The sequence below is a fragment of the Pseudomonas sp. Z3-8 genome (assembly GCF_051131975.1).
Lineage (GTDB): Bacteria > Pseudomonadota > Gammaproteobacteria > Pseudomonadales > Pseudomonadaceae > Aquipseudomonas.
Genome location: NZ_CP071643.1, coordinates 5,701,948 through 5,727,750 on the forward strand (window position 1 = coordinate 5,701,948; position 25,803 = coordinate 5,727,750).

Annotated in this window: 23 protein-coding genes; 11 read left to right on the plus strand and 12 right to left on the minus strand. The window is 61.1% G+C overall.

The genetic code is table 11. The annotated features are described in order from the left end of the window. The first annotated feature begins 48 nt into the window (after positions 1-48). A complete protein-coding gene (locus J3P94_RS25930; RefSeq protein WP_434570307.1) occupies positions 49-795 on the plus strand; it encodes a DUF4123 domain-containing protein in 747 nt (248 codons plus the stop codon). A 116-nt stretch (positions 796-911) separates the two neighbouring features. Here J3P94_RS25930 and J3P94_RS25935 read toward each other — a convergent pair whose 3' ends face one another. The 5 genes from J3P94_RS25935 to J3P94_RS25955 all read right to left on the minus strand — a co-directional run bounded on the left by J3P94_RS25935 (position 912) and on the right by J3P94_RS25955 (position 8,097). Beyond that, positions 912-2,198, minus strand: a complete 1,287-nt coding sequence (locus tag J3P94_RS25935) for an OprD family porin (protein ID WP_305497505.1) — start codon at positions 2,196-2,198, stop codon at positions 912-914. Positions 2,199-2,498: 300 nt separating this feature from the next. Continuing rightward, the gene (locus tag J3P94_RS25940) at positions 2,499-2,699 is read right to left on the minus strand and encodes a hypothetical protein (RefSeq protein ID WP_305497506.1); all 201 of its coding nucleotides are present in this window, start codon (positions 2,697-2,699) and stop codon (positions 2,499-2,501) included. A 244-nt stretch (positions 2,700-2,943) separates the two neighbouring features. Continuing rightward, positions 2,944-4,050 carry an agmatine deiminase gene (gene aguA / locus J3P94_RS25945; RefSeq protein ID WP_434570310.1) on the minus strand — a complete coding sequence of 369 codons (1,107 nt, stop codon included), beginning with the start codon at positions 4,048-4,050 and terminating at the stop codon, positions 2,944-2,946. A gap of 3 nt (positions 4,051-4,053) precedes the next feature. Then, on the minus strand, positions 4,054-4,932 hold the full coding sequence (gene aguB, locus J3P94_RS25950) for an N-carbamoylputrescine amidase (protein WP_434570312.1): 879 nt from the start codon (positions 4,930-4,932) through the stop codon (positions 4,054-4,056). 252 nt (positions 4,933-5,184) lie between these two features. After that, positions 5,185-8,097 carry an aminotransferase gene (locus tag J3P94_RS25955; RefSeq protein WP_434570314.1) on the minus strand — a complete coding sequence of 971 codons (2,913 nt, stop codon included), beginning with the start codon at positions 8,095-8,097 and terminating at the stop codon, positions 5,185-5,187. A gap of 151 nt (positions 8,098-8,248) precedes the next feature. Here J3P94_RS25955 and rfbC point away from each other — a divergent pair, with 151 nt between their 5' ends. The 4 genes from rfbC (at position 8,249) to J3P94_RS25975 (ending at position 12,543) form a co-directional block, all read left to right on the plus strand. Beyond that, positions 8,249-8,797 (plus strand): dTDP-4-dehydrorhamnose 3,5-epimerase, encoded by a 549-nt coding sequence (gene rfbC / locus J3P94_RS25960; RefSeq protein ID WP_434570316.1) that lies wholly within the window; start codon positions 8,249-8,251, stop codon positions 8,795-8,797. A gap of 61 nt (positions 8,798-8,858) precedes the next feature. Further along, entirely contained in the window at positions 8,859-10,667 is a 1,809-nt protein-coding gene (locus tag J3P94_RS25965) for a sensor histidine kinase (RefSeq protein ID WP_434570318.1), read from the plus strand. Beyond that, positions 10,664-12,052, plus strand: coding sequence for a sigma-54-dependent transcriptional regulator (locus tag J3P94_RS25970; RefSeq protein ID WP_434570320.1), 1,389 nt, complete (start codon positions 10,664-10,666; stop codon positions 12,050-12,052). Before J3P94_RS25965 ends, J3P94_RS25970 begins: the two co-directional genes overlap by 4 nt. Before the next feature lie 35 nt (positions 12,053-12,087). Then, the gene (locus J3P94_RS25975) at positions 12,088-12,543 is read left to right on the plus strand and encodes a YiiD C-terminal domain-containing protein (RefSeq protein ID WP_434570322.1); all 456 of its coding nucleotides are present in this window, start codon (positions 12,088-12,090) and stop codon (positions 12,541-12,543) included. 146 nt (positions 12,544-12,689) lie between these two features. Here J3P94_RS25975 and cysQ read toward each other — a convergent pair whose 3' ends face one another. Both cysQ and nudE read right to left on the minus strand, forming a co-directional pair. Further along, positions 12,690-13,517 (minus strand): 3'(2'),5'-bisphosphate nucleotidase CysQ, encoded by an 828-nt coding sequence (gene cysQ, locus J3P94_RS25980; protein ID WP_434570324.1) that lies wholly within the window; start codon positions 13,515-13,517, stop codon positions 12,690-12,692. Continuing rightward, the gene (nudE, locus tag J3P94_RS25985) at positions 13,514-14,080 is read right to left on the minus strand and encodes an ADP compounds hydrolase NudE (RefSeq protein ID WP_305497515.1); all 567 of its coding nucleotides are present in this window, start codon (positions 14,078-14,080) and stop codon (positions 13,514-13,516) included. The genes cysQ and nudE overlap by 4 nt, the downstream gene beginning before the upstream one ends. A gap of 90 nt (positions 14,081-14,170) precedes the next feature. Between nudE and yrfG the strand changes: the two genes are divergently transcribed. Further along, positions 14,171-14,833, plus strand: coding sequence for a GMP/IMP nucleotidase (gene yrfG / locus J3P94_RS25990; protein WP_434570326.1), 663 nt, complete (start codon positions 14,171-14,173; stop codon positions 14,831-14,833). A 115-nt stretch (positions 14,834-14,948) separates the two neighbouring features. Here the strand turns inward: yrfG and lysM are convergent, their stop codons facing one another. Next, positions 14,949-15,398 carry a peptidoglycan-binding protein LysM gene (lysM, locus tag J3P94_RS25995; RefSeq protein WP_434570328.1) on the minus strand — a complete coding sequence of 150 codons (450 nt, stop codon included), beginning with the start codon at positions 15,396-15,398 and terminating at the stop codon, positions 14,949-14,951. 136 nt (positions 15,399-15,534) lie between these two features. On the opposite strand from lysM, the gene J3P94_RS26000 reads away from it, so the two are divergent. From J3P94_RS26000 to J3P94_RS26015, 4 genes are all read left to right on the plus strand, one after another. Beyond that, positions 15,535-16,419, plus strand: a complete 885-nt coding sequence (locus tag J3P94_RS26000) for a LysR family transcriptional regulator (protein ID WP_434570330.1) — start codon at positions 15,535-15,537, stop codon at positions 16,417-16,419. A gap of 93 nt (positions 16,420-16,512) precedes the next feature. Continuing rightward, the gene (gene fdhD, locus J3P94_RS26005) at positions 16,513-17,352 is read left to right on the plus strand and encodes a formate dehydrogenase accessory sulfurtransferase FdhD (protein WP_434570333.1); all 840 of its coding nucleotides are present in this window, start codon (positions 16,513-16,515) and stop codon (positions 17,350-17,352) included. Then, positions 17,349-19,697: an FdhF/YdeP family oxidoreductase gene (locus J3P94_RS26010; RefSeq protein WP_434570335.1), complete on the plus strand. Its 2,349-nt coding sequence runs from the start codon at positions 17,349-17,351 to the stop codon at positions 19,695-19,697. The genes fdhD and J3P94_RS26010 overlap by 4 nt, the downstream gene beginning before the upstream one ends. Positions 19,698-19,935: 238 nt before the next feature. Next, entirely contained in the window at positions 19,936-20,418 is a 483-nt protein-coding gene (locus J3P94_RS26015) for a glycine zipper domain-containing protein (RefSeq protein ID WP_305497521.1), read from the plus strand. Between the two features lie 82 nt (positions 20,419-20,500). Here J3P94_RS26015 and J3P94_RS26020 read toward each other — a convergent pair whose 3' ends face one another. Together J3P94_RS26020 and J3P94_RS26025 are read right to left on the minus strand one after the other, a co-directional pair. Beyond that, the gene (locus tag J3P94_RS26020; RefSeq protein WP_434570337.1) at positions 20,501-20,920 is read right to left on the minus strand and encodes an acyl-CoA thioesterase; all 420 of its coding nucleotides are present in this window, start codon (positions 20,918-20,920) and stop codon (positions 20,501-20,503) included. A gap of 48 nt (positions 20,921-20,968) precedes the next feature. Beyond that, entirely contained in the window at positions 20,969-22,195 is a 1,227-nt protein-coding gene (locus J3P94_RS26025) for a 3-hydroxyacyl-CoA dehydrogenase NAD-binding domain-containing protein (protein ID WP_434570339.1), read from the minus strand. A 396-nt stretch (positions 22,196-22,591) separates the two neighbouring features. Between J3P94_RS26025 and J3P94_RS26030 the strand changes: the two genes are divergently transcribed. After that, the gene (locus tag J3P94_RS26030; protein WP_434570341.1) at positions 22,592-22,945 is read left to right on the plus strand and encodes a DUF1493 family protein; all 354 of its coding nucleotides are present in this window, start codon (positions 22,592-22,594) and stop codon (positions 22,943-22,945) included. A 55-nt stretch (positions 22,946-23,000) separates the two neighbouring features. Here the strand turns inward: J3P94_RS26030 and J3P94_RS26035 are convergent, their stop codons facing one another. After that, positions 23,001-24,545 (minus strand): phosphoenolpyruvate carboxykinase, encoded by a 1,545-nt coding sequence (locus J3P94_RS26035; protein ID WP_092253286.1) that lies wholly within the window; start codon positions 24,543-24,545, stop codon positions 23,001-23,003. Positions 24,546-24,723: 178 nt separating this feature from the next. Continuing rightward, on the minus strand, positions 24,724-25,626 hold the full coding sequence (hslO, locus tag J3P94_RS26040; protein WP_434570343.1) for an Hsp33 family molecular chaperone HslO: 903 nt from the start codon (positions 25,624-25,626) through the stop codon (positions 24,724-24,726). Positions 25,627-25,803 lie beyond the last annotated feature (177 nt).

The window sequence follows — 25,803 nt, forward strand, 5'->3', positions numbered from 1 at the left end:
CCGGGACAAATCCCGGTTCCGACACCACCTTTCGGCAAGGAGAGCCTCATGGCGCCATCGGCGTTCACGCCCCTCGATCCCAGGACATGGCTGGCGCAACAGCCGTTGCAGGAAAACGAACACCTGTACCTGATCATCAGCGCAGCGAGCGAAGCCGGTGCGTTGCAAGCCCTTCGCACTTCAGTTCTCGCTCATCCATTGCTGCCCATCTGGAGCGACACCCCCTACGCCGCCTGGCAAGCGGTGATGCCCTATGTCACCAAGCTCGAACCCGACTCGGCGTTCCTGACGTGGATCGCTGGGAACGATGCCCTCGATTGGGGCTGGCTGGCCGTGTCCCACTGCGAACCCGGCGAGGTACTGACGCATCTGCGCAGCTTGACGCAAGTGCGGATGCCGGACGGGAACCCGGTGTTTTTCCGGTTCTGGGATGGGCGGTTCATTTATCCGCTGCTTGAAAAGCTCGGCGCGGCGGCCGGGCAGGTGTTGCCGACGTTCGATCGATACCTGATAAACGGCAAGGCCTTGGAGATCGGTCCAAGGAGAGTTCCGGCTGTCAGGGACTGGCCATGGTGGGACATTCCGCAGGAGATGCTCGACAGGTTGCCGGACGAGAACGGGTCCATGCACGTCGGCCTTCTGCTGCAATGGCTGGAAGAAGAGCATCCAGGTGTTCACGCCGCTTGGTCAGAAAACAATCTGAAGCAGAAAATTTCCCGTTTCGTCAGCCGGGTGGATGCTTCGGAAAACCTGCGCGATGCGCTGCTCGAGGACCTTATCCTGGAACAAGGCTGATGCTGTCGAAAGGGTATGGGAAGAAAGCCGTCCTCTCGCCGGGAGACAACGGCATTCTTCATCAGGCGAGGCGCGTCCCGAACCCGGTCGAGACGCGTTTCAGACAGCGTGAATCATCAAAAAACGTTGATCGGATAATCCACAAACACCCGCAGCTCATTACCGCTGACGTTGTATTCACTGGATTTCTGCGACACGCGCAGGACCGAGCTGCGCAAGCGTACGCTCAGGTCCTTGGCCGGGCCGCTCTGGACCACGTATTTGAACTGGTTGAAGATCTCGCGTTCGGTGCCGCCTTCGCTGGTGGATGTGGTGATGTTGTCGCCACGCACATAGGCCACGTTGTAGGTCAGGCCCGGTACACCGAAGGTGGTGAAGTCCAGGCCGTAGCCCAGCTGCCAACTGCGTTCGTCTTCGGCGTTGAAGTCGGACCAGTAGGAGTTCGCCAGATAGATGGTGTTACCACCGTCGCCGACACGATTCTGATCACGTTGATAGCCGCCGTAGGCGTAGCCCAGGTTGCTGTCGCCGGTGCTGCGCTGGTGGGCGAGCGTGAAGCTGTGCGGGCCGGTGGCGAAAGTTGCCGCCAGGCTCCAGATTTTGTTGTCGTCACCAGTGACGCCGTTTTCGCGAACATAGCTGTCGTCCAGCTTGGTGCGATAGCCGTTGAAGTCCAGGGTCAGGGATTGGTCCTTGGCCAACGGGAACACGTAATTGGCGTTCACGTATTGCTTCTTCAATACGTCTTCGACATCGGAGGCGTAGAGCGAAGCCTTGAATTGCTCGGTGAACTGGTAGCTGCCGCCCAGTACGTTGATCGATTTCAAGCCACCGCTGTCACGGCCTTCAGCGCTTTTACGGGACTCGGCGGTGAAACGGCCGGCGTTCAGTTCGAGCCCTTTGATCTCCTTGGAGGTGATCAGCGTGCCGGTGTAGCTTTCTGGCAGCAGGCGCGAATTGTCGTAGTTCAACACCGGCAGGGCCGGCATCTGGTCGCCGTAGGCCAGCACTGTGTTGGAGACACGGAATTTCACCGCGGCGCCGAATTTGGAGAGATCATCGGCCGCGTTGCCGCTGTCGCCTTTCTTGAAGAAATCGATGCCTTGTGCACCGGTGCGCCCCTTGCCGCCGTCCAGACGCAGTGCATACAAGCCGAACGCATCCACGCCTACGCCCACGGTGCCTTGGGTGAAGCCGGACGAGAACGTACCGATGGCGGCCTGGCCCCATTCGGCCTTGTCTTTGTTGCCATCCTTGTAGTCGCGGTTGATGTAGGCGTTGCGCAACAGGACTTTCAGGCTGCTGTCTTCGACGAACCCCTTGGACTCGGACTGATCGCTGGCCATGGCGTGTGTTGTGCTCAAAATCCCCAGTGCTAGCAAAGTAAAGCGTTTGTTCAACATGATTATTTTCCTTGTACGGGTTGATACGCACCGTAACCGGCAACCGAAATGGCGCTTTTTTGCGCTCTTTTTCGGACTCTTGCTCCTGGAAATAATGAAAAGGCCCGGCCACGGAATGATCGTGTCGGGCCTTTTTATTATTTAAGAGTCATGGCTGTTGGCCACAGGCGTGGGGCGAATCCTAGTCGCGCCCTGAAGTCCGTGTCAATTTCGTGAATCTTCGGTAAATCAGGTGAAAAAGCACACCCATAAAAAAAGCGCCAGCCTTTCGGCCAGCGCTTTTTATCAATCCTTCGAATTCTATCCCTGCATGACATCCCACAACGCTTCCAGCTCCGCCTCGCTGAACAGGCCAACGGGGTAGCGCTCGATGATCATCCGGCGCGGATCAGGTTCTCTGATCTGACGCGTGCCATTGGACTTCAACCACTGCGCCAACGCTTGAAGCGACTCACCATTTACGGCCAAGGGATGGCATGTGCGCTCGCTTATCATATTCATTCCAGCGCCCTCTCCTGGTTGATGAGCGGCCAATTTATCCAAGGTTTGTGACAATACAACGCAGCTCCACTCCCCAGAACTGCACGGATGTCGATACAAGAGCTATGCCAAGGTAAACGGCTCGCCGACGAACCGCGCACAAAAAAGCCCGCGCCCCAATGGGAGCGCGGGCTTGCCAGGATGGATCCAAAAGCACCGGTATAGAGCTGCTGCGACTCCCGTCACCGAGCTGTTACATCCCCACTCATTTTGTGTGCGCGGCAGGTTGCTGTTGGGTAAGACAATGGATATTTCCGCCCCCCAGTAACAGCTCTCGCCCAGGCACCATGATGACTTCGTGCTGGGGAAAGAGGTCCTGCAGGATTTGCCTGGCCGTGCTGTCCAGTGGATCGTCGAAACTCGGGGCGATGATGCCGCCATTGACGATCAGGAAGTTCACATAAGAGCCGGCCAGACGCTCGCCAGGTTTGCGCTCCTGTGAGCCGTGCACCACGTCCACGCCGGCGCATTCTTCTTCGGTGGCGTACAGCGGCCCGGGAATCGGCATTTTATGCACCGTGAACGAGCGGCCCTTGGCGTCGGTGCTGTTTTGCAGCACATCCATCGCCGCGTGGCAGCGGGCATAGTTCGGGTCCTGCGGGTCGTCGGTCCAGGCCAGCAGCACTTCACCAGGGCGTACGTAGCAGCAGAAGTTATCCACATGGCCGTCGGTTTCGTCATTGAACAGGCCATCGGGCAGCCAGATGATCTTGTCCACCGCCAATTGGGCACTGAGCACCGCCTCGATTTCCTGGCGGTTCAGGTGCGGGTTGCGATTGTGGTTGAGCAGGCATTCCTCGGTGGTGATCAAGGTGCCTTCGCCATCGACATGAATCGAACCACCTTCGAGGACGAAGCCCTCGGTGCGGTAGCGCGGGCTGCGCTCGATTTCGAGAATCTTGCCGGCCACCAGCGAGTCCCGGTTCCATGGGGAATACAAGCCACCCTCGAAGCCGCCCCAGGAATTGAAGTCCCAATCGACACCGCGCACTTCGCCGTTGTTGTTGATCACGAACGTCGGGCCTGTGTCCCGGACCCAGGCGTCGTCGCTGGACATTTCCACCAGGCGGATATTCGGCACATCGAGCCGCGCCCGAGCGTTTTCGTATTGGGCGGCGGATACCGCCACGGTGACCGGCTCGAAACGGGCGATGGCCTTGGCAACCGCCACATGGGCGGCCTGCGCGGGCTTGCCGCCCAGGCGCCAGTTATCCGGGCGCTCGGGCCAGATCATCCAGACCTGGGTCTGGGGCGCCCACTCGGCAGGCATGTAAAAACCGTCCGCGCGCGGAGTGCTGTGCAAAGTTGTCATGATTCAGGACTCCAGTGAGCCGTCGAGGGTTTTGATCGCGCCGTACAGGTTCGGGCGCCGATCACGGAAAGTGCCCCAGGCACTGCGAATGTGTTCCAGTTCGTCGAGGTCGAAGCTGTGTACCAGCACGCCTTCTTCGGTCTCGTTCAATTCCTGGACTTTTTCACCGAACTGATTGGCGATGAACGAGGAGCCGTAGAACGTGATGTCATAGCCATCCTGCTCTTCGTTGCCGATGCGATTGCTGGCGACCAGCGGCATCAGGTTGGCGCCGGCATGGCCCTGTTGTACACGCTGCCAATGATCGCGCGATGAAATGGTCTTGTCGTGCGGTTCGCTGCCGATGGCGGTCGGGTAAAACAGAATTTCCGCACCTTGCAACGCCATGCTGCGGGCGCACTCCGGAAACCATTGGTCCCAGCAGATGCCTACGCCGATTTTCGCATAGCGGGTATTCCACACCTTGAAGCCGGTATCGCCAGGGTTGAAATAATACTTCTCATGGTAGCCAGGACCGTCCGGGATGTGGCTCTTGCGGTAGATGCCCAGGTTGCGACCGTCGGCGTCGATGATCGCAATGCTGTTGAAACGCGCATGCCCGGCCCGTTCAAAAAAACTGATCGGCAGCACAACCTGCAGTTCTTCGGCAATTTTCTGGAAGTGCTTGATGGCGACGTTCTCGTCGACCGGAGTCGCCAACTGCAAATAATCCGGGTTCGGCTTCTGGCAGAAGTACGGCGTCTCGAACAATTCTTGGATAAGGATGACCTGCGCGCCTTGTGCAGCGGCCTGGCGGACCAGCTTTTCGGCGGTCTCGATGTTCGCTTCGAGATCCCAGGAACAGGCCATTTGCGTGGCGGCTACGGTAACGATACGGCTCATGAATCATCTCCCAGGCGATGGACAGTAGCGCCTTTATAGCCGATAAAAATCGGTATTTGAAGCATTAAAAACCATAAAGCCGGTAATTTGCCTTCAAAACACCGACAAAAATCGAATTAACACCCAATAAACCTGTGGGAGCGAGCCTGCTCGCGAAGAGGGGGGAACATTCAACATTTACGTTGACTGATCCACCGCTTTCGCGAGCAGGCTCGCCCCCACAGGAAAAAACAGCGTGCTGTGCCGGATAAACTACAACCCCTCCTCCAGCGCTTTTGCCAGCATGTCGACGAAGAAGTCCACGCTCTGGCGACTGGTGACCATCGGTGGCTTGATCTTGAGGATGTTCAGGTAATCACCAGTCGGCTGCATGAAGATGCCCAACTCCCGCAGGCGATTGCACAGCGCGGTGGTTTCCTCGGTGGCCGGTTCGAGGGTGTCGCGATTGCGGATCAGCTCCACGCCCAGGTAGAACCCGGAGCCATGCACCGCTCCGACCAATGGATACTGGTCGATCAGCGCTTCCAGGCGGGCCTTGAAATGTCCGCCAACGATCCGGGCGTTTTCCCACAGGTTTTCTTCCTCCATGACGTCCAGCACGGCCATGCCGATCTGGCAACTGACCGGGCTGCCGCCGGCGGAAGAGAAAAAATACCCCTCGGCTTCCAGCGCCTCGGCGATTTCCCGGCGGGTGATGACGGCCCCCAGCGGCTGACCGTTGCCCATGCCCTTGGCCATGGTGATGATGTCCGGCACCACGCCTTGCTCCTCGAAGCCCCAGAAAAACTCGCCCATGCGCCCGTAGCCGACTTGCACCTCGTCGGCGATACAGACACCACCGCGCTCGCGCACCAAGGCATAGACCTGTTTCAGGTACCCCGGTGGCAGCGCGATGCCGCCGGCATTGCCATATACCGGCTCGCAGATGAAGCCGGCGAGCTGACGTTTTTGTTCGGCGATTTTTGCCAGGTTGTGCTCGACGCTGCGCACGTAGTCCGGCGCACTGTCGATACCGCGGAATTCACCACGATAGGTGTTCGGCGCCGTCACCGGGTGCACCCAGTCCGGACGGCTGCTGAGGGCCTGGGGATTGTCGGCGATGGACGTCGAGACCGCATCGGCCGCCACCGACCAGCCGTGATAGGCCTCCAGCACGCTGAGCATGTCGCGTCCGCCGCTGTAGGCCCAGGCCAGGCGGATAGCCAGGTCGTTGGCTTCGGTGCCGCTGTTGACCAGGAACACCCGGTCCATGTTCGACGGCGCCAGCGCCAGCAGGCGTTCGGAAAACTCGGCGATCGCCGCGTAGTGGAAACGCGAGTTGGTGTTAAGCAGCGACCACTGCCTGGCCGCGACCGCCGCCATGCGCGGATGGCCATGGCCCAGCACCGCGACATTGTTGAGCATGTCGAGGTACGAGCGGCCCTGCATGTCGATCAGGTGGTTGCGCCAGCCACGCTCGATGCGCGGCGGGTCGACGTAGTAGTGCTTCTGCGAACGGGCAAAACTGGCATCGCGACGGGCCAGCAGCGCCTGCGGATCGATTTCCGGCTCGGCATCGCAAGCCAGCCCCAACAGCACCGCGGGTGATGGGCAGAGCGCTTGCCAGGCCTGCGCCCGGGACGGTGCGCAGAACAACGGCGGGGCCAGATTCGCGCCCCGGCACAGCTGGACCAGCAACGGGCCAGCCACCTCGCCCACTACCTGACCCTTTGCCAGCGCGGCCCCGGATTGCAGCGGCGAGGAAACGCCCCACAAACGCACGCTCAGTTGCGGGCCATCGAGCCGAAGCAAGCCGTCAACATCCCTGTGCAACACCCCGGCGAAGGGCGATTCCAGCGGCGTACCGTGAGGAATGTGCAGTTCCACATGGAGCGGATAAGTATCGGGCTCTTCGGCACTGTCCGGCCGGGTGCGGGACAACCGATACTGCCCGTAACGGCTGGCTGCCAAGCCATGCACGGCGGCCGCTTCGCTCAGCAGGCGCTGATCGATCCCCGGCTGCTCCCAATTGCCCGCCTCGAAGTGCGGGCTGAGCACACCCAGGTCGATCAGGGCGAAATCACGCCCCACCAAAGTCGGCAACAGCGGTGCGAAACCCTCATTGCCAAGGGGCGGCAGGCTATGGCCCACGGCGGCAAGGATCGCCGCTTCCATCAACTCAAGCGGCACGGAATGGGCGACGTTGAAGATTTCCCATTCATGCCTGAGATTGTCGCGAGCATATTGGTTATCCGGATCGACAGCGACCTGTTGCTCTCCGCTAAGTACCAGCACAGCGGCGCGGGCCACGATCAACGGCCAAAGCGCCTGGAGCTCTTCACGCTGCAAGGAATTGACCGCGTGATAGGCCTTGATCGCCGGCAGGATGAAAAACGGATCTGCATCGGCATGATGTAACAGCGCCGCGCAGGTGACCGACAGATCGGTGACACGCCAGGTGCGAATCAGGTCGCCGAAATCGATGACGCCCTGCAGTTGCCATTGGCGCTGCGCATCGCGTTGCCAGACCACGTTGTCATCGGTGATGTCCATGTGGATCGCCTGCATCGGCAGGCTGGCCTTGAGCGGCTGCAAGCGCCGTTCGGCCTGCTGTGCGACGTCGGCGATCAACTGACGCCGCTGGTCATCGTCGATGACAGGCAACAGGTGATCGATCAAGGCTGGCGCGTGGCGCGCGTCCCATTGCAGGGTTCGCTCCAGGCCCGGGTGGTCGAACGTGGCCAAGGCCAGGTCCATGTCGGCGCACAGGCGGCCCAGCCCAGTCACCAGGTCAGGCGTGAGGTGCTTGAGTTGGGTGAGGGACTGGCCGTCGATGTACTCGAGCACGCGCATGTGTATCGCTTGCCCGTCGACTTCAAGCGTCAGCAGGTCCTGGCCATTGGCGGCCTCGATCACCCGCGGCACCTTCACCGCGCCGTGCCCGGCCAACTGCTTGAGCGCGGCATGTTGGGCCTGGAGCTCTTGGACGGCGTAGTCGCCATGGCAGATTTTCAGCACGAACCGCCCGCGTTCGCTGTCAACGCGGTAGTTGAGGTCCTGATGACTGCCAAGGGGTCGCAGGTCACCGCTGAGTCCGTAATTCGAGCGCAGCAGTACCAGTGCCTGTTCGGCGCTGATCTGTGGGCTTGGCAAACTGGCACGGTGAACCAACGTGGCGAGTGGCATACAACGACCCCTGGGGTGGTTTTGTCTGGATGCCTATCTCGCCACCGAGTCGTTGGATAAGCAACCCCCTCTTTGACTCGGGGCTCGCGCCGACCACTGCTTTGGGCAAGAATGGACATCCTTGCTGCTGCCATTCCCATGGAGACACCCAATGAATGTAATCGCCACCGATCTGCCCGGTGTCCTGATCATCGAACCCAAGGTATTTGGTGACGAGCGCGGTTTTTTTTATGAAAGCTTCAACGCCAAGGCATTCAAGGACGCGACCGGCATCGACACTCAATTCGTGCAGGACAACCATTCCCGCTCGCTGAAAGGCGTGCTGCGCGGCCTGCATTACCAATTGCAGAACACCCAGGGCAAACTCGTGCGTGTCACCGCCGGTGAAGTGCTTGATGTGGCCGTGGACATCCGCCGCAGCTCGCCGAATTTCGGAAAATGGGTTGCGGTACGCCTCAGCGCCGACAATCACCGTCAACTCTGGGTGCCACCAGGGTTCGCCCACGGCTTTGTGGTCTTGAGTGAATTCGCGGAATTCCTCTACAAGACCACCAACTACTACGACCCGACATCCGAACGCAGCCTGTTGTGGAACGACCCCACACTGAACATCGACTGGCAATTGGGAGATATCCAGCCGCAACTGTCCGGCAAGGACCTGGCGGCTTCGACCCTGGAGCATGCGGACGTCTTCGCCTGATCGAAGACGCTGGCGTGCGTCCTAGGCATAATGCGCCTGTCCCCACAGGCGCATCATGCTCATGAATTCCACTCTCCCCCGCAGACCCCGTTGGCGCAGCCTGGCACTGCTGGCCCTGTGCCTGGCGCCGTTGCTGTGGCCGCTGGAGCACCTGGCGGAGCGTTACTACCGCAGCGAGCTGGCCGGGCAGAATCGCCAGACGCTCGATCTCTACGTCGCCAACCTGTTGGGCACCCTGCACCGCTATGAAGTGCTGCCGCAGATTCTTGGCGAGCTGCCGCCCCTGCGCGCAGTCCTGTCTGCGCCGGATGATGGCGTTACCCAGGGCAATGCCAATCGATTGCTGAAGAACATCAGCGCCCAGACTGGCGCTGAAGTCATGTACTTGATGGACACCACTGGCAAGACCCTGGCGGCATCGAACTGGGATAAGCACGACAGTTTCGTCGGGCGCAATTTTGCTTTCCGCCCGTACTACATCGAAGCCATGGCCGGGCGTCTTGGACGCTTCTTCGGCCTGGGCACCACGTCGGGCAAGCGCGGTTACTTCTTTGCCGCCGCCGTACGTGATCGCGAAAAAGTCATTGGCGTACTGGTGGTCAAGGTCGACCTGGACCACACCGAAAGCCTGTGGGGCAAGACCCCTGAGCAATTGCTGGTGACCGACCATAATGGCGTGGTAATCCTGACTTCACGCCAGGAGTGGCGGTTTCGCGCAACCCGCCCTTTGAGCACCGAAGAGAGCAAGGCAATCAGCGCGGTCCAACCCTACCCGACCCGCGATCCGAAGCCGCTTCATCTGGACGCCAATGCCTGGCTGACCCAGACCCAGGTCATCGAAGAGACTGGCTGGAACGTGAGCATCCTGGCCCCGCGAACGCTGATCGATCGTCCGGTGCGCACGGTGGTGGTCATTGGTGGCTCGGCGTTGCTGGTCTTGATGTTGCTGCTCGGGTTGATGATGCAGCGCCGGCGCCATTACCTGGAACGGATCGCCTTCGAAGCCAAGGCCCGGCATGAGCTGGAAGGTCGGGTGGCGGAACGCACCAGTGACCTGGAAGGCCTCAACCGGCGCCTGCGCCAGGAAGTGCTGGAGCGCGAGCAGGCCCAGCAGGAGCTGGTCCGCGCCCAGGACGACCTGGTGCAGGCCGGCAAGCTGTCGGCCCTTGGCACCATGTCGGCGAGCATCAGCCATGAACTCAACCAGCCGCTGGCGGCCATTCGAAGCTACGCGGAAAACGCCGAGATCCTGCTCGACCATCAGCGCACCGACGACGCCCGGGGCAATCTCAAGCTGATCAGCGAACTGACCGGGCGCATGGCCTCGATCATCGCCCATTTGCGCGCTTTTGCCCGCCGCGACCGCCACGCGCCGGAAAGCGTCGCCCTGCAACCGGCGTTGGACGATGCCTTGGCGCTGCTCGCCAAACGTCGGCGCAGCATGGAAGTGGAACTGATCCGTGACCTGCCGGCCGCCACCTTGTGGGTCGAGGCCGGCGAAACACGCTTGCGCCAGGTGCTGGGCAACCTGCTGGCAAACGCCCTTGATGCCCTGACCGAAAAGGGCCCGCCGCGCAGACTCTGGCTCAGTGCCCAGGCAACGGAAACCGGCGTCAACCTGTACATACGCGATAACGGCCCGGGGTTCTGCATGGAAGCCCTGGGCCGGGCCGGCGAGCCTTTCTATACCACCAAGACCCGCACCCAGGGTCTTGGCCTGGGGCTGGCGATCTGCGACACCCTGATGCGCGCCTTCGGCGGCGAGCTGTTGTTCGCCAATCACAAGGAAGGCGGCGCCCTGATTACCCTGAAGCTGCGCGCGGGCGCGCCCGGGGTGAGCCTGCAACCGTCCGAGGACCGTAGTGTATGACCATCGATAACCAGATTGAGGTGGTGCTGATCGACGACGATCCCCACCTGCGTCAGGCCTTGAGCCAGACCCTCGACCTGGCCGGCCTGAAGATCCTCCCCCTGGGCGAGGCCAATGGCTTGGCCGGGCAATTGCCGCGAGACTGGCCCGGCGTGGTTGTCAGCGACATTCGCATGCCCGGCATGGACGGCCTTGAACTGCTGAACCAGCTGCACGCACAGGATCCGGAGCTGCCGGTCCTGTTGATTACCGGCCACGGCGATGTACCGCTGGCGGTCCAGGCAATGCGCGCCGGGGCCTATGACTTCCTGGAGAAGCCCTTCGCCAGCGATCATCTGCTCGACAGCGTTCGCCGAGCCCTGGCCTTGCGTCGCCTGGTCCTGGACAACCGCAGCCTGCGCCTGGCCCTTAGTGACCGGCATGAACTCAGCGCCCGCCTGGTTGGCCAATCGGCGCCCATGCTGCGCCTGCGCGAGCAGATCGGCGCCTTGGCGGCGACCCGCGCCGACGTGTTGATCCTCGGTGAAACCGGGGCCGGCAAGGAAGTGGTCGCCCGCGCACTGCACGACCTCTCAAGCCGGCGCAACGGGCCCTTCGTGGCGATCAACGCCGGCGCCCTGGCTGAGTCAGTGGTGGAAAGCGAACTGTTCGGCCACGAGCCCGGCGCCTTCACCGGCGCGCAAAAACGCCGCATCGGCAAGTTCGAATTCGCCAATGGCGGCACATTGTTCCTCGATGAAATCGAAAGCATGAGTATGGACGTACAGGTCAAACTGCTGCGCCTGCTGCAAGAGCGCGTAGTGGAACGGCTGGGGGGCAACCAGCAGATCCCGCTGGATATCCGCGTCATCGCCGCCACCAAGGAAGACCTGCGCCAGGCCGCCGACCAGGGCCGTTTTCGCGCCGACCTGTATTACCGTCTGAACGTCGCGCCGCTGCGTATTCCGCCGTTGCGCGAACGCGGCGAAGATGTGCTGATGCTGTTCCAGCACTTTGCCAACGAAGCCAGCACCCGCCATGGCCTGCCGCCGCACGAACTGCTGCCGCCCCACCGGGCGCTGCTGTTACGCCACAGCTGGCCGGGTAACGTGCGCGAATTGCAGAACGCCGCCGAACGTTTTGCCCTGGGCCTGGAACTGGCACTGGACAGCAGCGCGCCGGACAGCAGCCCCGCTGCGGTGGATGTGATCAGCGGCGGCCTGAGCGAGCAGGTGGAGAACTTTGAAAAAACCCTGATCGCTGCCGAACTGGCCCGTTCCCACAGCTCCGTACGCAGCCTCGCCGAAGCCTTGGGCATTCCGCGCAAGACGCTGCACGACAAGTTGCGCAAACACGGGCTGAACTTCGGCGACAGCAGCCATGGCCCGACCGAAGAGTCGGATTGAGCTCCACCCTTTCACTTTCAGCCAAGAGGGCCTGTATGAACCGCGACAGCCACTACCTGGAAACGATCCTGCACCGGGACATCCCGCTGACGCAGGACATGGGACTGAAGGTGCTCGGCTGGCAAGCCCGGCAGCTACGCTTGTTCCTGCCGATCGCAGCCAATGTCAACCACAAGAGCACCATGTTCGGCGGCAGCCTGTATTGCGGCGCCGTGCTCGGTGGCTGGGGCTGGCTGCACCTGGCGCTGCGCGAGGAAGGCATCGAAGACGGGCACATTGTGATCCAGGAAGGGCAGATCAGTTATCCGCAACCGGTTACCCGCGACGCGACCGTCATCTGTGAGGCGCCCGATGAAAAGACCTGGACGCGCTTCCTGGCCACTTATCGTCGCTACGGACGGGCAAGGCTGGCCTTGCAGACGCAGGTGGTAAATGTGGATAGCGAGGACGTGGCGGTGCAGTTTGAAGGGCAGTACGTGCTGCATCGCTGATTGGCGCATAGACCCCGTGACGAGGGAGCTTGCTCCCGCTCGGCTGCGCAGCAGACGCTTTGGGGCCGCTTCGCCCGAAGCGTCGGACCGGCCCAGCGGGAGCAAGCTCCCTCGCCACAAAAGCTTCTGGGCTAAAAGATCAGATTTTAAGAACGAGCCAGCTCCAGCAACTTCCCACGCCACGGCGCTTTCGCCGGAAGCGCCAGGAAAGACGTATTCAATAACGACTCGCGTGCCGGATAGCAGAACGGCTGGCCCTGCAGGTCAAGTACCTCGCCACCCGCGCCCTCCAGCACGCCCTGGGCAGCGGCGGTGTCCCACTGCGACGTCGGCGCCAGACGCGGGTAGCAATCCGCCGCACCTTCAGCCAAAAGGCAGAACTTCAGCGAACTGCCGATATTGGTCAATTGCAGCGCCCCCAGGCTTTCGCTCAAACCGCCCAACAGGCGTTCCTGCTCCGGGCTGGTATGACGGCGGCTCGCGACCACCGTAAAGGTTTCACCGCGCGCCAGCACGTTACGCACCACAATGGCCCCAGGCTCGGCATTCCTGTCGCCGCGCCAGGCACCCAGGCCTGCACCGCCGGCATAATAACGACCGTTGGTGGGCATCGACACTACACCGAACACCACTCGCCCGCCCTCGATCAGGGCGATATTTACGGTAAATTCCTCGCTGCCGGAAATGAATTCCTTGGTGCCGTCCAGCGGATCCACCAGCCACCAGCGTTGCCAGCCGGCGCGGACGCTTTGCGCAATATCGGCATCCTCTTCGGAAAGGATCGGGATATCCGGCGCCAGGGCTTTGAGCCCGGCCACGATCACATGATGAGCTGCCATGTCGGCGGCGGTCACCGGCGATTCGTCGGCCTTGCGCACGACCTCCACATCGGCCCGCCAGAAGGGCAGGATCGCGTCGCCAGCCGTGAGCGCCAGCTCGATAACCGGGGCCATCAGGGGATGCGGAAAATTCATGGCAGGTAGGCTCCGCGCTGAGTCAGCAGATCGCGGGCCAGGTACAACGCCGCCAACGCCCGGCCCTCGGTGAATTGAGGGTTCTGCGCCAGGGCCGACAGCTCGCCCAGGTTGACCTTGTCCACACGCATTGGCTCGGGCTCGTCGCCTTCCAGACGCTCCTCGTATAGATCGGTCGCCAGCACCACCTGGATCTTCTGGCTCATGTAGCCGGGAGACAATGACAACTCAGTCAGGTGTTCCAGTTGACGGGCGCCAAAACCGGCTTCCTCCTTGAGCTCGCGCTCGGCCGCCGCCAGCACATCTTCACCTGGCTCGATCAGGCCCTTGGGCAGAGACCATTCGTAGGCCTCGGTACCGCCGCAATACTCTTCCACCAGCACCGCATGGTCGGCGTCGAGCATCGCCACGATCATCACCGCACCGTAACCTGCGCCCTTGCCCGCCAGGCGTTCGTAGGTGCGTTCCACACCGTTGGAAAAGCGCAGTTTCAGTTCTTCCACGCAAAACAGGCGGCTGGTGGCGACGATCCGTCGGTCGAGTATGGTGGGTGTCTGGCGCATAAACGGCTCCCTGAGCGATAGCAGGCTACTATACCCGGCCTATCCTGATTGTTTGCGTCGGATATCTGATTACCGCTGGAGAAGTTTTTTATGGCGTTGTTGCCCTGGCACGAGATCGATACGGTTCTGCTGGACATGGACGGCACCCTGCTGGACCTGCATTACGACAATCACTTCTGGCTGGAGCACCTGCCCCAGCGCTATGCCGAACTGCATGGCGTCAGCCGGGCCATGGCGGAGATGGAACTGCAGCCGCTGTTCGAGCGCAACGCCGGCCAGTTGCAGTGGTACTGCCTGGATTTCTGGAGTGCCGAGCTGAAGCTGCCGGTGCGCGAACTGAAGCTGGAAACCGCCCACCTGATCGCCCTGCGCCCGGACGCCGATACGTTTCTGGCAGCCATCCAGCAGGCCGGCAAACGGGTCGTGATGATCACCAACGCCCATCGCGACTCGTTGTCCCTGAAGCTGGAACGCATCGAACTGGCTCGGTATTTCGAGCGTTTGATCAGCTCCCACGACTACGGTTTTCCCAAGGAAAGCCCGCAGTTCTGGGACGCACTGCAAGCCGACCTTGACTTCGACCCGGCCCGCAGCCTGTTCATCGACGATACCCTGCCGGTATTGCGCAGCGCCCGGGATTTTGGCATCGCACATTTGCTGGCGGTCAGCGAGCCGGACAGTCGCAAGGGGCCGAAGGATACGGGGGAGTTCGATGCCGTCAGAGATTATCGGGATTTGATTGCCGGGCTTTGAACCGCACCCACCGTCCTCATCGCGTGCAGGCTCGCTCCCACCTTGGCTCGCGGCGAACCAGTAATCTCTGTGAGAGCGAGCCTGCTCGCGATAAGGACACCGCCGGGCTCAAATCCTATTCAGGAATACGCAGTGACTGCCCTGGGTAGATCTTGTCCGGGTGCTTGAGCATCGGTTTGTTGGCTTCGAAAATCTTGTTGTACTTGTTCGGGTCGCCGTAAACCCGCTTGGAAATGGCGCTCAAGGTGTCGCCTTTTTCCACGGTGACGAATTTGGCCTGCGTCGCGACCGGGCCGGTCACGGTGATCTGGTCATCGACACCGCTGATACCGGCCACGTTGCCCAGCGCCAGGAGAATCTTTTCCTTCTCTTCCTGAGTTGCGGCTTCACCCGTGGCGATGACTTTCTCACCTTCGACCTTGACCTGAATCTTTGAAGTATCGATCCCTGTCAGGGCCTCCTGTACATGCTTGGTCAACGCTTCGCTGTTGGCTTCTGCCTTGTCGGGCGTCAGCGCATCGAGGATTTTTTCACCGGCATCTTTCAAGAAACTGAAAAGACTCATCGTATTCACTCCATGGGTTCAGGTATCCAGACGCAAAAGACTAGACCAAGCCAACCGACCCCGTTTCCCAACCGACCAATGACCTCGCCACCGTCAAGGCGCTAGAATCCGAATCTTCCCGCGCCCAGGAGCGAAGATGGACATCAAGCAGCTGAAATTTCTTATCGCGCTCGAAGAAACCCGCCACTTCGGCCAGGCTGCCGCCCGCTGTCACATCACCCAGCCCACCTTGTCGATGCGCCTGCGCAGCCTGGAGGAGGAGCTGGGTTTGCCACTGGTCAATCGCGGCCAGCGCTTCGAGGGTTTTACCGCACCGGGTGAGCGGGTGCTGGCCTGGGCGCGCACGGTGTTGGCGGCCTACGACGGACTACAGGCCGAAGCGGCGGCCTGTCGCGGCAACCTGGTGGGCACGCTGCGCCTGGGCGTGGTTCCGCTGTCGGATTTCGACCCGCTGGCGATGATGCAGCGCCTGCACACCGACCATCCCAGCCTGCGTTTCGAATTGTCGTCCCTGAGCTCCGAACGCATTCTCGAACAATTGGCGAACAACCGGATCGACTTGGGCATTTCCTACCTGGAACGTCTGGACAACGAGCGTTTTGAAGCCCTGCCCTTCGCCCATACCCGCATGGGCCTGCTATACGATCAACGGTTTTTCTTTTTTGGCGAAGAACCGCTGAGCTGGGAAGCGCTGGTGGAGCTGCCCCTGGGTATGCTCACCAGCGGCATGCATTTTCGCCAATCCATCGACCATCACTTCCACAGCCGGGGGCTGACACCCCAACCGCTGCTGCAAACCGACGCGGTGCACCAATTGCTACAAGCTGTGCACGGCGGACTGTGTTGCGCCGTGGTACCGCTGGAAAGCGGGCTGAAGCTCACCGAAGACCTGCGAATCCAGCCCATCGACAGCGCCCAGACGCTGGTTCCGCTGGGGCTGATCATGCGGCGCGGTGCCCCACGCTCGGCATTGGCGGAGGCCTGTTTCGCCCTTTATCAGCAATCAGTAATCACTCCTTGATCGACGTCATCTATTGAAGGATCAGTAATAGCGATTAGACGTGGCAGATTGCCGCATTTAGTCTTAGGACTATTCCTACTCTCAGTGATGCCCATGAACGACAAGCCTCCGGTCTGTCCTGCGCCTGCCTTGGAAGCCTCCAAGCCAGCCGCCAGCCAGAGCTATCGCTACTGCAACCTGGACCACTCGCAATCGGACAGCGCCGCGCTGGCCGAGGAAGTGGCGTTGGCGATTGCCTATAACGGCATCAGCCAAGCGGTAATGTTGGTCACGCCCACTGACCTGGAAGATTTTATCGTCGGCTTCAGCCTCGGCAGCGGCATCATCGAAGACCCGGCGGATATCTACGACCTGCAACTGAGCGGAGCCGGTTCCGCGCAATATGCCCAGGTCACCATTGCCAACCGCGCCTTCTGGAACCTCAAGCAACAACGCCGGCAACTGGCCGGCACCAGCGGTTGCGGGCTGTGCGGGGTGGAGGCGGTGGAGCAGGCGCTGCCCAACCTCAAGACGCTGCCGGGCGCACCGCTGCCACCGGCGCAATGGCTTGACGGCCTGCGCCAGCGCATCGGCCAGTTCCAACCCCTGGGCCAGCACTGCGGCGCGGTACACGCGGCGCTGTTCATGAATGACCAGGGTGAACTGCTGCTGGGCCGCGAAGACATCGGTCGCCACAACGCCCTCGACAAATTGATCGGTGCGCTGATCCGACAGCAGATCCCGATAGCCGGGGGCCTGGCGATCGTCACCAGCCGCTGCAGCCTGGAATTGATTCAAAAAGTATTGCGTGCGGGCATCCAGACGCTGGTCAGCCTGTCGTCGCCCACGGGCCTCGCCGTGCAGTGGGCTCGCCAACACAACCTCAACCTCATCCACCTGCCGCAAAAAAGTGCGCCGCGGGTCTACAGCCCTGCGATGGAGAATCAAGCGTGAGCAATCATCAACAAGCCAACCAGAAACCCGCACCGCGCTACAAGCCTTACAAGGGCCCGGCCGGTGGTTGGGGCGCGCTGATCAGCGTCGCCCAGGCCTGGCTGACCAGCGATAACGCGCTGAAAAACATTCGCATGATGCTCAAGACCAACCAGAACGGCGGTTTCGACTGCCCTGGCTGCGCCTGGGGTGACTCGCCGGAAAGCGGCATGGTCAAGTTCTGCGAGAACGGCGCCAAGGCGGTGAACTGGGAAGCGACCAAGCGTCGTGTCGACGCGGCTTTTTTCGCCAAGCACAGCGTGACCTCGTTGCTGGAGCAGAGCGACTACTGGCTCGAATACCAGGGCCGCCTGACGGAGCCGATGAGCTACGACGCGCAAACCGACCGCTACAAGCCCATCAGCTGGGAAGCCGCGTTCGCTATGATCGGCAAACACTTGCAAGGGCTGTCCAGCCCGAGCCAGGCCGAATTCTATACCTCGGGCCGCGCGAGCAATGAAGCGGCATATCTATACCAGCTATTCGTGCGCGCCTACGGCACCAACAATTTCCCCGACTGCTCGAACATGTGCCATGAGGCCAGCGGCGTGGCCCTGTCTCAAAGTGTCGGGGTGGGCAAGGGCACGGTAACCTTTGACGACTTCGAGCATGCCGATGCGATTTTCGTCTGGGGCCAGAACCCCGGCACCAACCACCCGCGGATGCTCGAACCGCTGCGCGAAGCCGTGAAGCGCGGCGCCCAGGTGGTGTGTATCAACCCGCTGAAAGAGCGTGGCCTGGAGCGTTTCCAACATCCGCAACACCCGCTGGAAATGCTTACCAACGGCGACAAACCCACCAACACCGCGTATTTCCGCCCAGCTCTGGGCGGCGACATGGCCGTGCTGCGGGGCATGGCGAAGTTCCTGCTGCAATGGGAACGTGACGCGCAGAACAGCGGCGCCCCTGCGGTGTTCGATCATGCGTTCCTCAACGAGCACAGCGCCAACGTCCTGGATTACCTGGCGATGGTCGACGACACCCCTTGGGAGCAGATCGCCGAGCAATCCGGGTTGACGCTCGCCGAAATCGAACAAGCGGCGCGTATGTATGCCAAGGCCAAGAACGTGATCATGTGCTGGGCGATGGGTATCACCCAGCACCGCCATTCGGTGGCGACGATCCAGGAAATCGCCAACCTGATGATGCTGCGCGGCAACATTGGCAAGCCAGGCGCCGGCCTGTGCCCGGTGCGTGGCCACAGCAACGTGCAGGGCGACCGGACCATGGGAATCAACGAGCGCCCGCCCGTTGCATTCCTCGACGCTCTGGAACGGCGCTTCCAGTTCAAGGTACCGCGTGAAAACGGCCACAACGTGGTCGAGGCGATCCACGCCATGGCCGAGGGCCGGGCCAAGGTGTTCATCGCTCTGGGCGGCAACTTCGCCCAGGCTACGCCAGACAGCCACCGGACCTTCCAGGCCCTTGGCAATTGCGACCTGACGGTACAGATCAGCACCAAGCTCAACCGCAGCCACCTGGCCCATGGCAAGGAAGCGCTGATCCTGCCCTGCCTGGGCCGGACTGACATCGACCTGCAAGCCGATGGCCCGCAGGCGGTGACCGTGGAGGACTCCTTCAGCATGGTCCACGCCTCGAACGGCCAATTGCAGCCACTGTCGGACCAGATGCGCTCCGAGCCGTGGATCATTGCCGGCATCGCCGCCGCCACCCTGGGCAGCCGCCCGGTGGATTGGAACTGGCTGGTGGCCGATTACAGCCGCATCCGCGACCTGATCGCCGAGACCATCCCTGGTTTCAAGGATTTCAACGAAAAACTCAAGAACCCCGGCGGCTTCTACCTGGGTAACAGCGCGGGGGCACGTCGCTGGAACACGCCTTCGGGCCGCGCCAACTTCAAGCCCAACCTGTTGCCGACCGACCTGATCCACGAACGCACCCGGGCTACAGGCCAGTTGCCGGACCTGATCCTGCAATCCATGCGCTCGCATGACCAGTACAACACCACGATTTATGGCCTCGATGATCGCTATCGTGGCGTGAAGGGCCAACGTGACGTGTTGTTCGTCAACGAAGCGGACATCATCCGCCTGGGCTTCAAGCCAGGGCAGAAGGCAGACATCGTCTCGCTCTGGGATGACGGCCGCGAGCGCCGGGTCAAGGGCTTTACCCTGTTGGCCTTTGATATCCCGGCCGGACAGGCTGCCGCCTATTACCCTGAAGTGAACCCGCTGGTGCCGCTGGAAAGCACCGGCGACGGCAGCCACACCCCGACCTCGAAGTTCGTGGCTATCCGTCTCGAAGCCGCAAGCGCGAACGGGTTGATCATGGCCAAGTCGGCCTGAAGCAATTCCGAGGGGCGCTTCTGGCCCCTCGGGCACTTTTCCAACGGGCACAAAAAAGGCCGTTTTTCAAAAAAACGGCCTGTCCGAAGTAGCTAAAGACCGGCGAAATAACGTTAAGTTCCGCCCAAAAAACAGTAACTTAGAGAATTGTGCACAAGTCGTGTTACTCGTCGGATTTCGATTGTAACCAAGCGAAGCCAGCCTCAGGATCGCGCCGTCATCCCTTTGAGGCTCCTCTATGAAGTTCTCCTCCATTCTCTTGTTGTCCCTTGGCCTGATCAGTGGCGTCGCATCTGCCGGCGGTACCGCCGAAGCAGGTGTAGGCGGCGCATTGGGCGGGGTTTTGGGTTCGGTCGTCGGCCAGTCCCTGGGCGGCAACACCGGTTCCACTATCGGCGCGGCCCTGGGCGGCGCAGGTGGCAGTGCGGTCGGTGCCGATAAACGCAGCCGCGGCGAAGCGGCTATTGGCGGCGCGCTGGGCGCAGCCGGCGGCAACGTGGTTGGCCGCAGCGTGGGCGGCAGCACGGGTAGCCTGATCGGTGCCGCAGCGGGCGGTGGCGCCGGTGGCGCACTGGGTAACTACATGGGCAAGGACGACGATGACGACCGTTATGAAGGTCGCCGTGGTGATCGCCGCTACTACCGTGACGGCCACCCGGGTCGCGGCCATGCCTACGGCCATCGCAAGCATAAGCACAAACATCGCTATCACGACGATTGACGGCTGGCTTGATCCAGACCGTTGAATGATCGCAGCCTTCGGCCCTTCTCGCAGAGACTGACCGAAGGCTGCGATTTTGTTTTCAGGCCACCAATCGCTCCAACGCCCCGCGTAGCTGATCCGGAATCGTCACTGGCCGATTCGACGTCCGATCTACGAACACATGCACGAAACGCCCCGCCGCACAGGCCTCCTCCTCACCCGCCTTGAACACCGCCAGCTCATATTGCACCGAACTATTGCCCAGCTTCCCGACTCGCAGGCCGATTTCGATCCGGTCCGGGAAAGCGATCGAGGCAAAATAATCGCAGGCTGAACTCACGACGAAGCCCACCACCTCCCCGTCATGGATATCCAGGCCGCCGGTCTCGATCAGATAGGTATTCACCGCTGTATCGAAAAAGCTGTAGTAGGTGACGTTATTGACGTGACCGTACACATCGTTGTCATGCCAGCGTGTGGTCACTGGCTGGAAATGCAGATACTCGGCGCGTTGGGGCATCACTTGTCCTTGGTCAGGCTATCTGAGGCGTTGTGCAGGGTGCAGATACTATCGCTGCGAGAAGCTCTTGCCTTGCGCAGCCAGCTCGCCAATCAGACGGGCAGGCTTCCATTGGTCCCCCTGCTTCGTCTCGAGCTCCAGCAACCGTGCGTGGATGTCTTCGAGGCCCTGCTGATCCGCCCAGGCCATCGGACCGCCCTTGTCCGCCGGGAAGCCATAGCCATTGAGATAAACCAGGTCGATGTCGCGGGAAGACTCGGCAATGCCCTCCTGGAGGATCTTCGCACCTTCGTTGACCAATGCCAGCAAGCAGCGCTCCAGAATCTCCTCGGCAGCTATTTCGCGGCGCTGAAACCCTAGCTCCTCACTGACCCGCAGCACCAGCGCGTCGACCTCGACATCCTGCTCAGCCTGTCGGCTGCCCGGCTCATAGTGGTAGTACCCGTTACCACTCTTCTGGCCGAACCGCCCCATCTCGCACAGGCGGTTGTCCACTTGCACTTCGGGCGCATCCTGACCTTTACCCGCCAGCTCGCGCGCGCGCCATTCCAGGTCGATCCCAACCACGTCATACATGCGGAACGGCCCCATGGCAAAGCCGAAACCTTGCAGCGCGGCATCGACCTGATGGGGAAACGCTCCCTCCAGCAGCATCTTACGCGCCTCCAGCACATAGGGATGAAGCATCCGGTTGCCGATAAACCCGTGGCAATTGCCCGATACCACGCTCACCTTGCCCATGCGTTTGCCCAGCGCCAGGGCGGCATCCAGCGCCGCCCTGGAGGTTTGCGCGCCACGAACGATTTCGAGCAATTTCATGATGTGCGCCGGACTGAAGAAATGCAGGCCCAGCACTTGAGCCGGCCGGCGCGTGGCGGCGGCAATCGCATCGATGTCCAGCGCCGAGGTGTTGCTTGCCAGGATTGCCTCGGGCTTGAGCATGCCGTCCAGCTCGCGAAAGATCTTCTGCTTGAGTTCAAGGTTCTCGTAGACCGCTTCGATGACCAGATCCACGTTGCGGATTGCCGCGTAGTCGTCCGCCCGAGCTATTCGGGCGATGCGCGCATCGGCTTCGCCTTGGTCGATACGTCCCTGGCGCACGTTATGGGCATAGGTGTCGGCCACCGCCGCCAGCGCCTGCTCAAGCATTTGCGGATTATTGTCGACCCACTGCACCGTAACGCCGGCATTGGCCAGGCACATCACGATGCCTCGCCCCATGGTGCCCGCCCCGACCACCGCGGCGCGCTGGATATCAAAGGATGTCTGGCTCATGTCTGCTCTCTTGTTGGTGATCCAAAGACAGCGTTCACCTTAGTCAGCCGGCAGATATTTTTGAAATTTATTCGTGTGATGCCGGGTATTCAGCGGATGGATGCAGCTCACAGGTGTGCGGGTTATTCGTCTGATGTCAGGTACAGATCAAGATCTTCACGTAAGGCCAGCGACGCCAAGCGCTGGACCTGCGGGACACCGGCTTTTCCTTTCGTCATGCTTCGTCCTTGTTCGCTCGCCGCTGCCTCACTGACAGGGCGCGACGAACCTTACCCGGCAGCAAAAAGCAGCGCGTACAGGACGTTTCCGAAACCGCCGTGGGATCTTTCTATTTTTTAATGCACTAAACTTCCCGGGTCAGACACGCCTCTTCACTTGTCTTTCGGACTCTCTAACATGCACCTCGCCCTAGATTTTCCTGACGACCTCGCCATGCGTCAGCTCATGGAATTACTCCACGAAGAACTCGGCCTGCCGGAACTCAAGACCATTCGCCTGGACACTGCGGTCAATTTCGATCTGGGCTGCGATGGCGCGGATGCCCGGCACCTGATGGAAGCGCTGGAGGAGCGGTTCGTCATCGACCTTGTCGACTACGACGCCTATCGTTACTTCCAACCGGAAGGCTTTGATGTGTTTCAAAAACGCAGGGCCAAGGGCCGGGGAGACAAGCTGCCGCTGACCATCGGCATGCTTTACAAAGCGATCAAGGCGCAACGATGGGATACGCAAGAAGCGGAGAAAAAATAGTCGCCCACAAAAAAGCCGCCCTCAAAGGGCGGCTTTTTCATTCAATCACCAAGCCTTACAGCTGCGGACCCGCCGCCTTGATCGCGTCGCTCACGTCGAACTTCTTGAAGTTCTCGATGAACAGACCGGCCAGTGCCTTGGCGGCTTCGTCGTAGGCAGCCTTGTCGGCCCAGGTGTTGCGCGGGTTCAGCAGGCCGGTTTCAACGCCTGGGACAGCCAGCGGCACGTCCAGGTTGATGATATCCAGGTGTTCGGTTTCAGCACCGATCAGCGCGCCGCTCTGGATCGCCGCGATCACCGCACGGGTGGTCGGGATGTTGAAGCGTTTGCCGACGCCGTAGCCGCCGCCAGTCCAGCCGGTGTTGACCAGGTAGACCTTGGAACCGAAACCACGGATACGCTTGATCAGCAGCTCTGCATATTCACCGGCCGGGCGCGGGAAGAACGGCGCGCCGAAGCAGGTGGAGAAGGTCGACTTGATGCCGCTGCCCGAGCCCATTTCGGTCGAACCCACCAGTGCGGTGTAGCCGGACAGGAAGTGGTAGGCGGCTTGTTCTTCGCTGAGGATCGACACCGGTGGCAGCACGCCGGTCAGGTCGCAGGTCAGGAAGATCACGGCGTTTGGCTCGCCACCGAGGTTTTTCGGCGCGCGTTTTTCGATCAGCTCGCGCGGATAGGCGGCTCGGCTGTTCTGGGTCAGGCTGTCGTCGGCGTAGTCGGCTTTCTTGGTGACCGGGTCCAGGACCACGTTTTCCAGGACGGCGCCGTGCTGGATGGCTTTCCAGATGACCGGCTCGTTCTTCTCGGACAGGTCGATGCACTTGGCGTAGCAGCCGCCTTCGATGTTGAAGACCACACCCACGCCCCAGCCGTGCTCGTCGTCACCGATCAGGTAACGGCTTTCGTCGGCGGACAGGGTGGTCTTGCCAGTGCCCGACAGACCGAAGAACAAGGTCACGTCGCCTTCTTCGCCCATGTTGGCGGCGCAGTGCATCGGCAGCACGTCGACCGCTGGGAGCAGGAAGTTCTGCACGGAGAACAGGGCTTTTTTCATTTCGCCGGCGTAGCGCATGCCAGCGATCAGCACTTTCTTGGCAGCAAAGTTGATGATTACGGTGCCGTCGGAATTGGTGCCGTCGCGCTCAGGCTCGCAGACGAAGTTCGGCGCATTGAGGATCTGCCACTCGTCCTTGCCGCCGGCGTTGTACTGCTCGGGATTGATGAACAGGCAACGACCGAACAGGTTGTGCCAGGCCGTCTCGGTGGTCATCTTGACCGGCAGGTAGTGCGCAGGATCGGAACCTACATGCACGTGGGAAACAAAACGCTCGCGCTCACCCAGGTAGGCCTCGACGCGGTTCCACAGGGCATCGAACTTGTCGGCCGGGAACTTGCGGTTGATCGGCCCCCAGGCGATGGCGTCCTGGGTAGTCGGCTCTTCCACGATGAAACGGTCGACTGGCGAGCGACCGGTACGATGACCGGTACGAACAACCAGCGCGCCAGTATCGGCAAGCTCGCCTTCACCGCGATTCAGGGCTTCTTTGACCAGATCATCGACACTCAGATCGGTATACACGGCGTTATTGGCTTGCGTCATGAGATTCCCCGTCGGCCCGTGGCCGAGTGCTCCAAACGTTTTGTAGTAGGAAGTCGCGCACTACTACCCGAAAAAAGTGGGCCGGATTATGCCAGAAAAGCCCAAAAAGAGTAGGGCCCTCCCGTCAGTACGGCGTAAATCCGGCGTTTGCCAGGAGATTTACCTGCGCTGAACCGTTTTAGTGACGAGTATCTGACGGTGTGTCGACACCCGCACCGGCGAACAATTGTGCGATGTCCGCCGCGTCGAACAGGTAACGCTCATTGCAAAACTGGCAATCGATCTCGATGGCGCCGCCATGCTCGATCACCAGTTGCTGCGCATCTTCCAGACCCAGACTGACCAGCGCATTGCCGGATCGTTCACGGGAGCAACTGCATTGGAAGCGCAACGGCTGACCCTCGAACAGGCGCACCTGCTCTTCGTGGTAGAGGCGATGCAGGATGGTTTCGTTGTCCAGGCCCAGCAACTCGTCGGCGCTCAAGGTGCTGGCCAGAGCAGTGACGTGCTGCCAGCTGGCGTCACGCTCTTCCGAATCGCGAATGCGATCGGCGGGCAATTGTTGCAACAGCAGGCCACGAGCGCGCCGCCCGTCGGCGTACAGCCAGAAGCGGGTGTTGGTCTGCTGGGACATCACGAAGTAATTGGTGAAGCATTCGGCCAGCGTCGCGCCGTCGAGATCGACAATGCCCTGATAACGCTTGCCATGACTTGGATCGACCGTCAGGGCCAGCACGCCGTTGGGCATCATGTCGGCCAGCGTCGCGTCGGCGCCGATCTGCTCGGCGTGGTACCGGGCCAGGCCACGAATCTCACGCTCGCTGGAGCATTCGATCATCAGCAAGGGGACCGGACCGTCGGAGCGCGCCTGGAGAATCAGCAAGCCATCGAACTTCAAGGTGCCCACTAGCAATGCCGCCGCCGCCATCAGTTCGCCTAGCAGTTGCGCGACCGGCTCCGGATAGGGGTGCTTGGCAAGGACTTCGGCATAGCTACGCTCCAACGCCACCATCTCGCCACGGGCGTCGTTGTCATCGAAGATGAAACGCTGGGTGTAGTCGGTATCCGGTAAATCAGTCATAGGGTCTGGTATCTGCGGTGATGACAAATGATGACAGGCATTTTATGGGCATTCAGGGTGGGTTCCAAGCAAGGCATGACTTTGCCTGGTGGGAAGACTGAGCATCTATCTGCACGTGCAGCGCTGTTGTGGCGAGGGAGCTTGCTCCCGCTCGGTTGCGTAGCGACCGCAAGATTC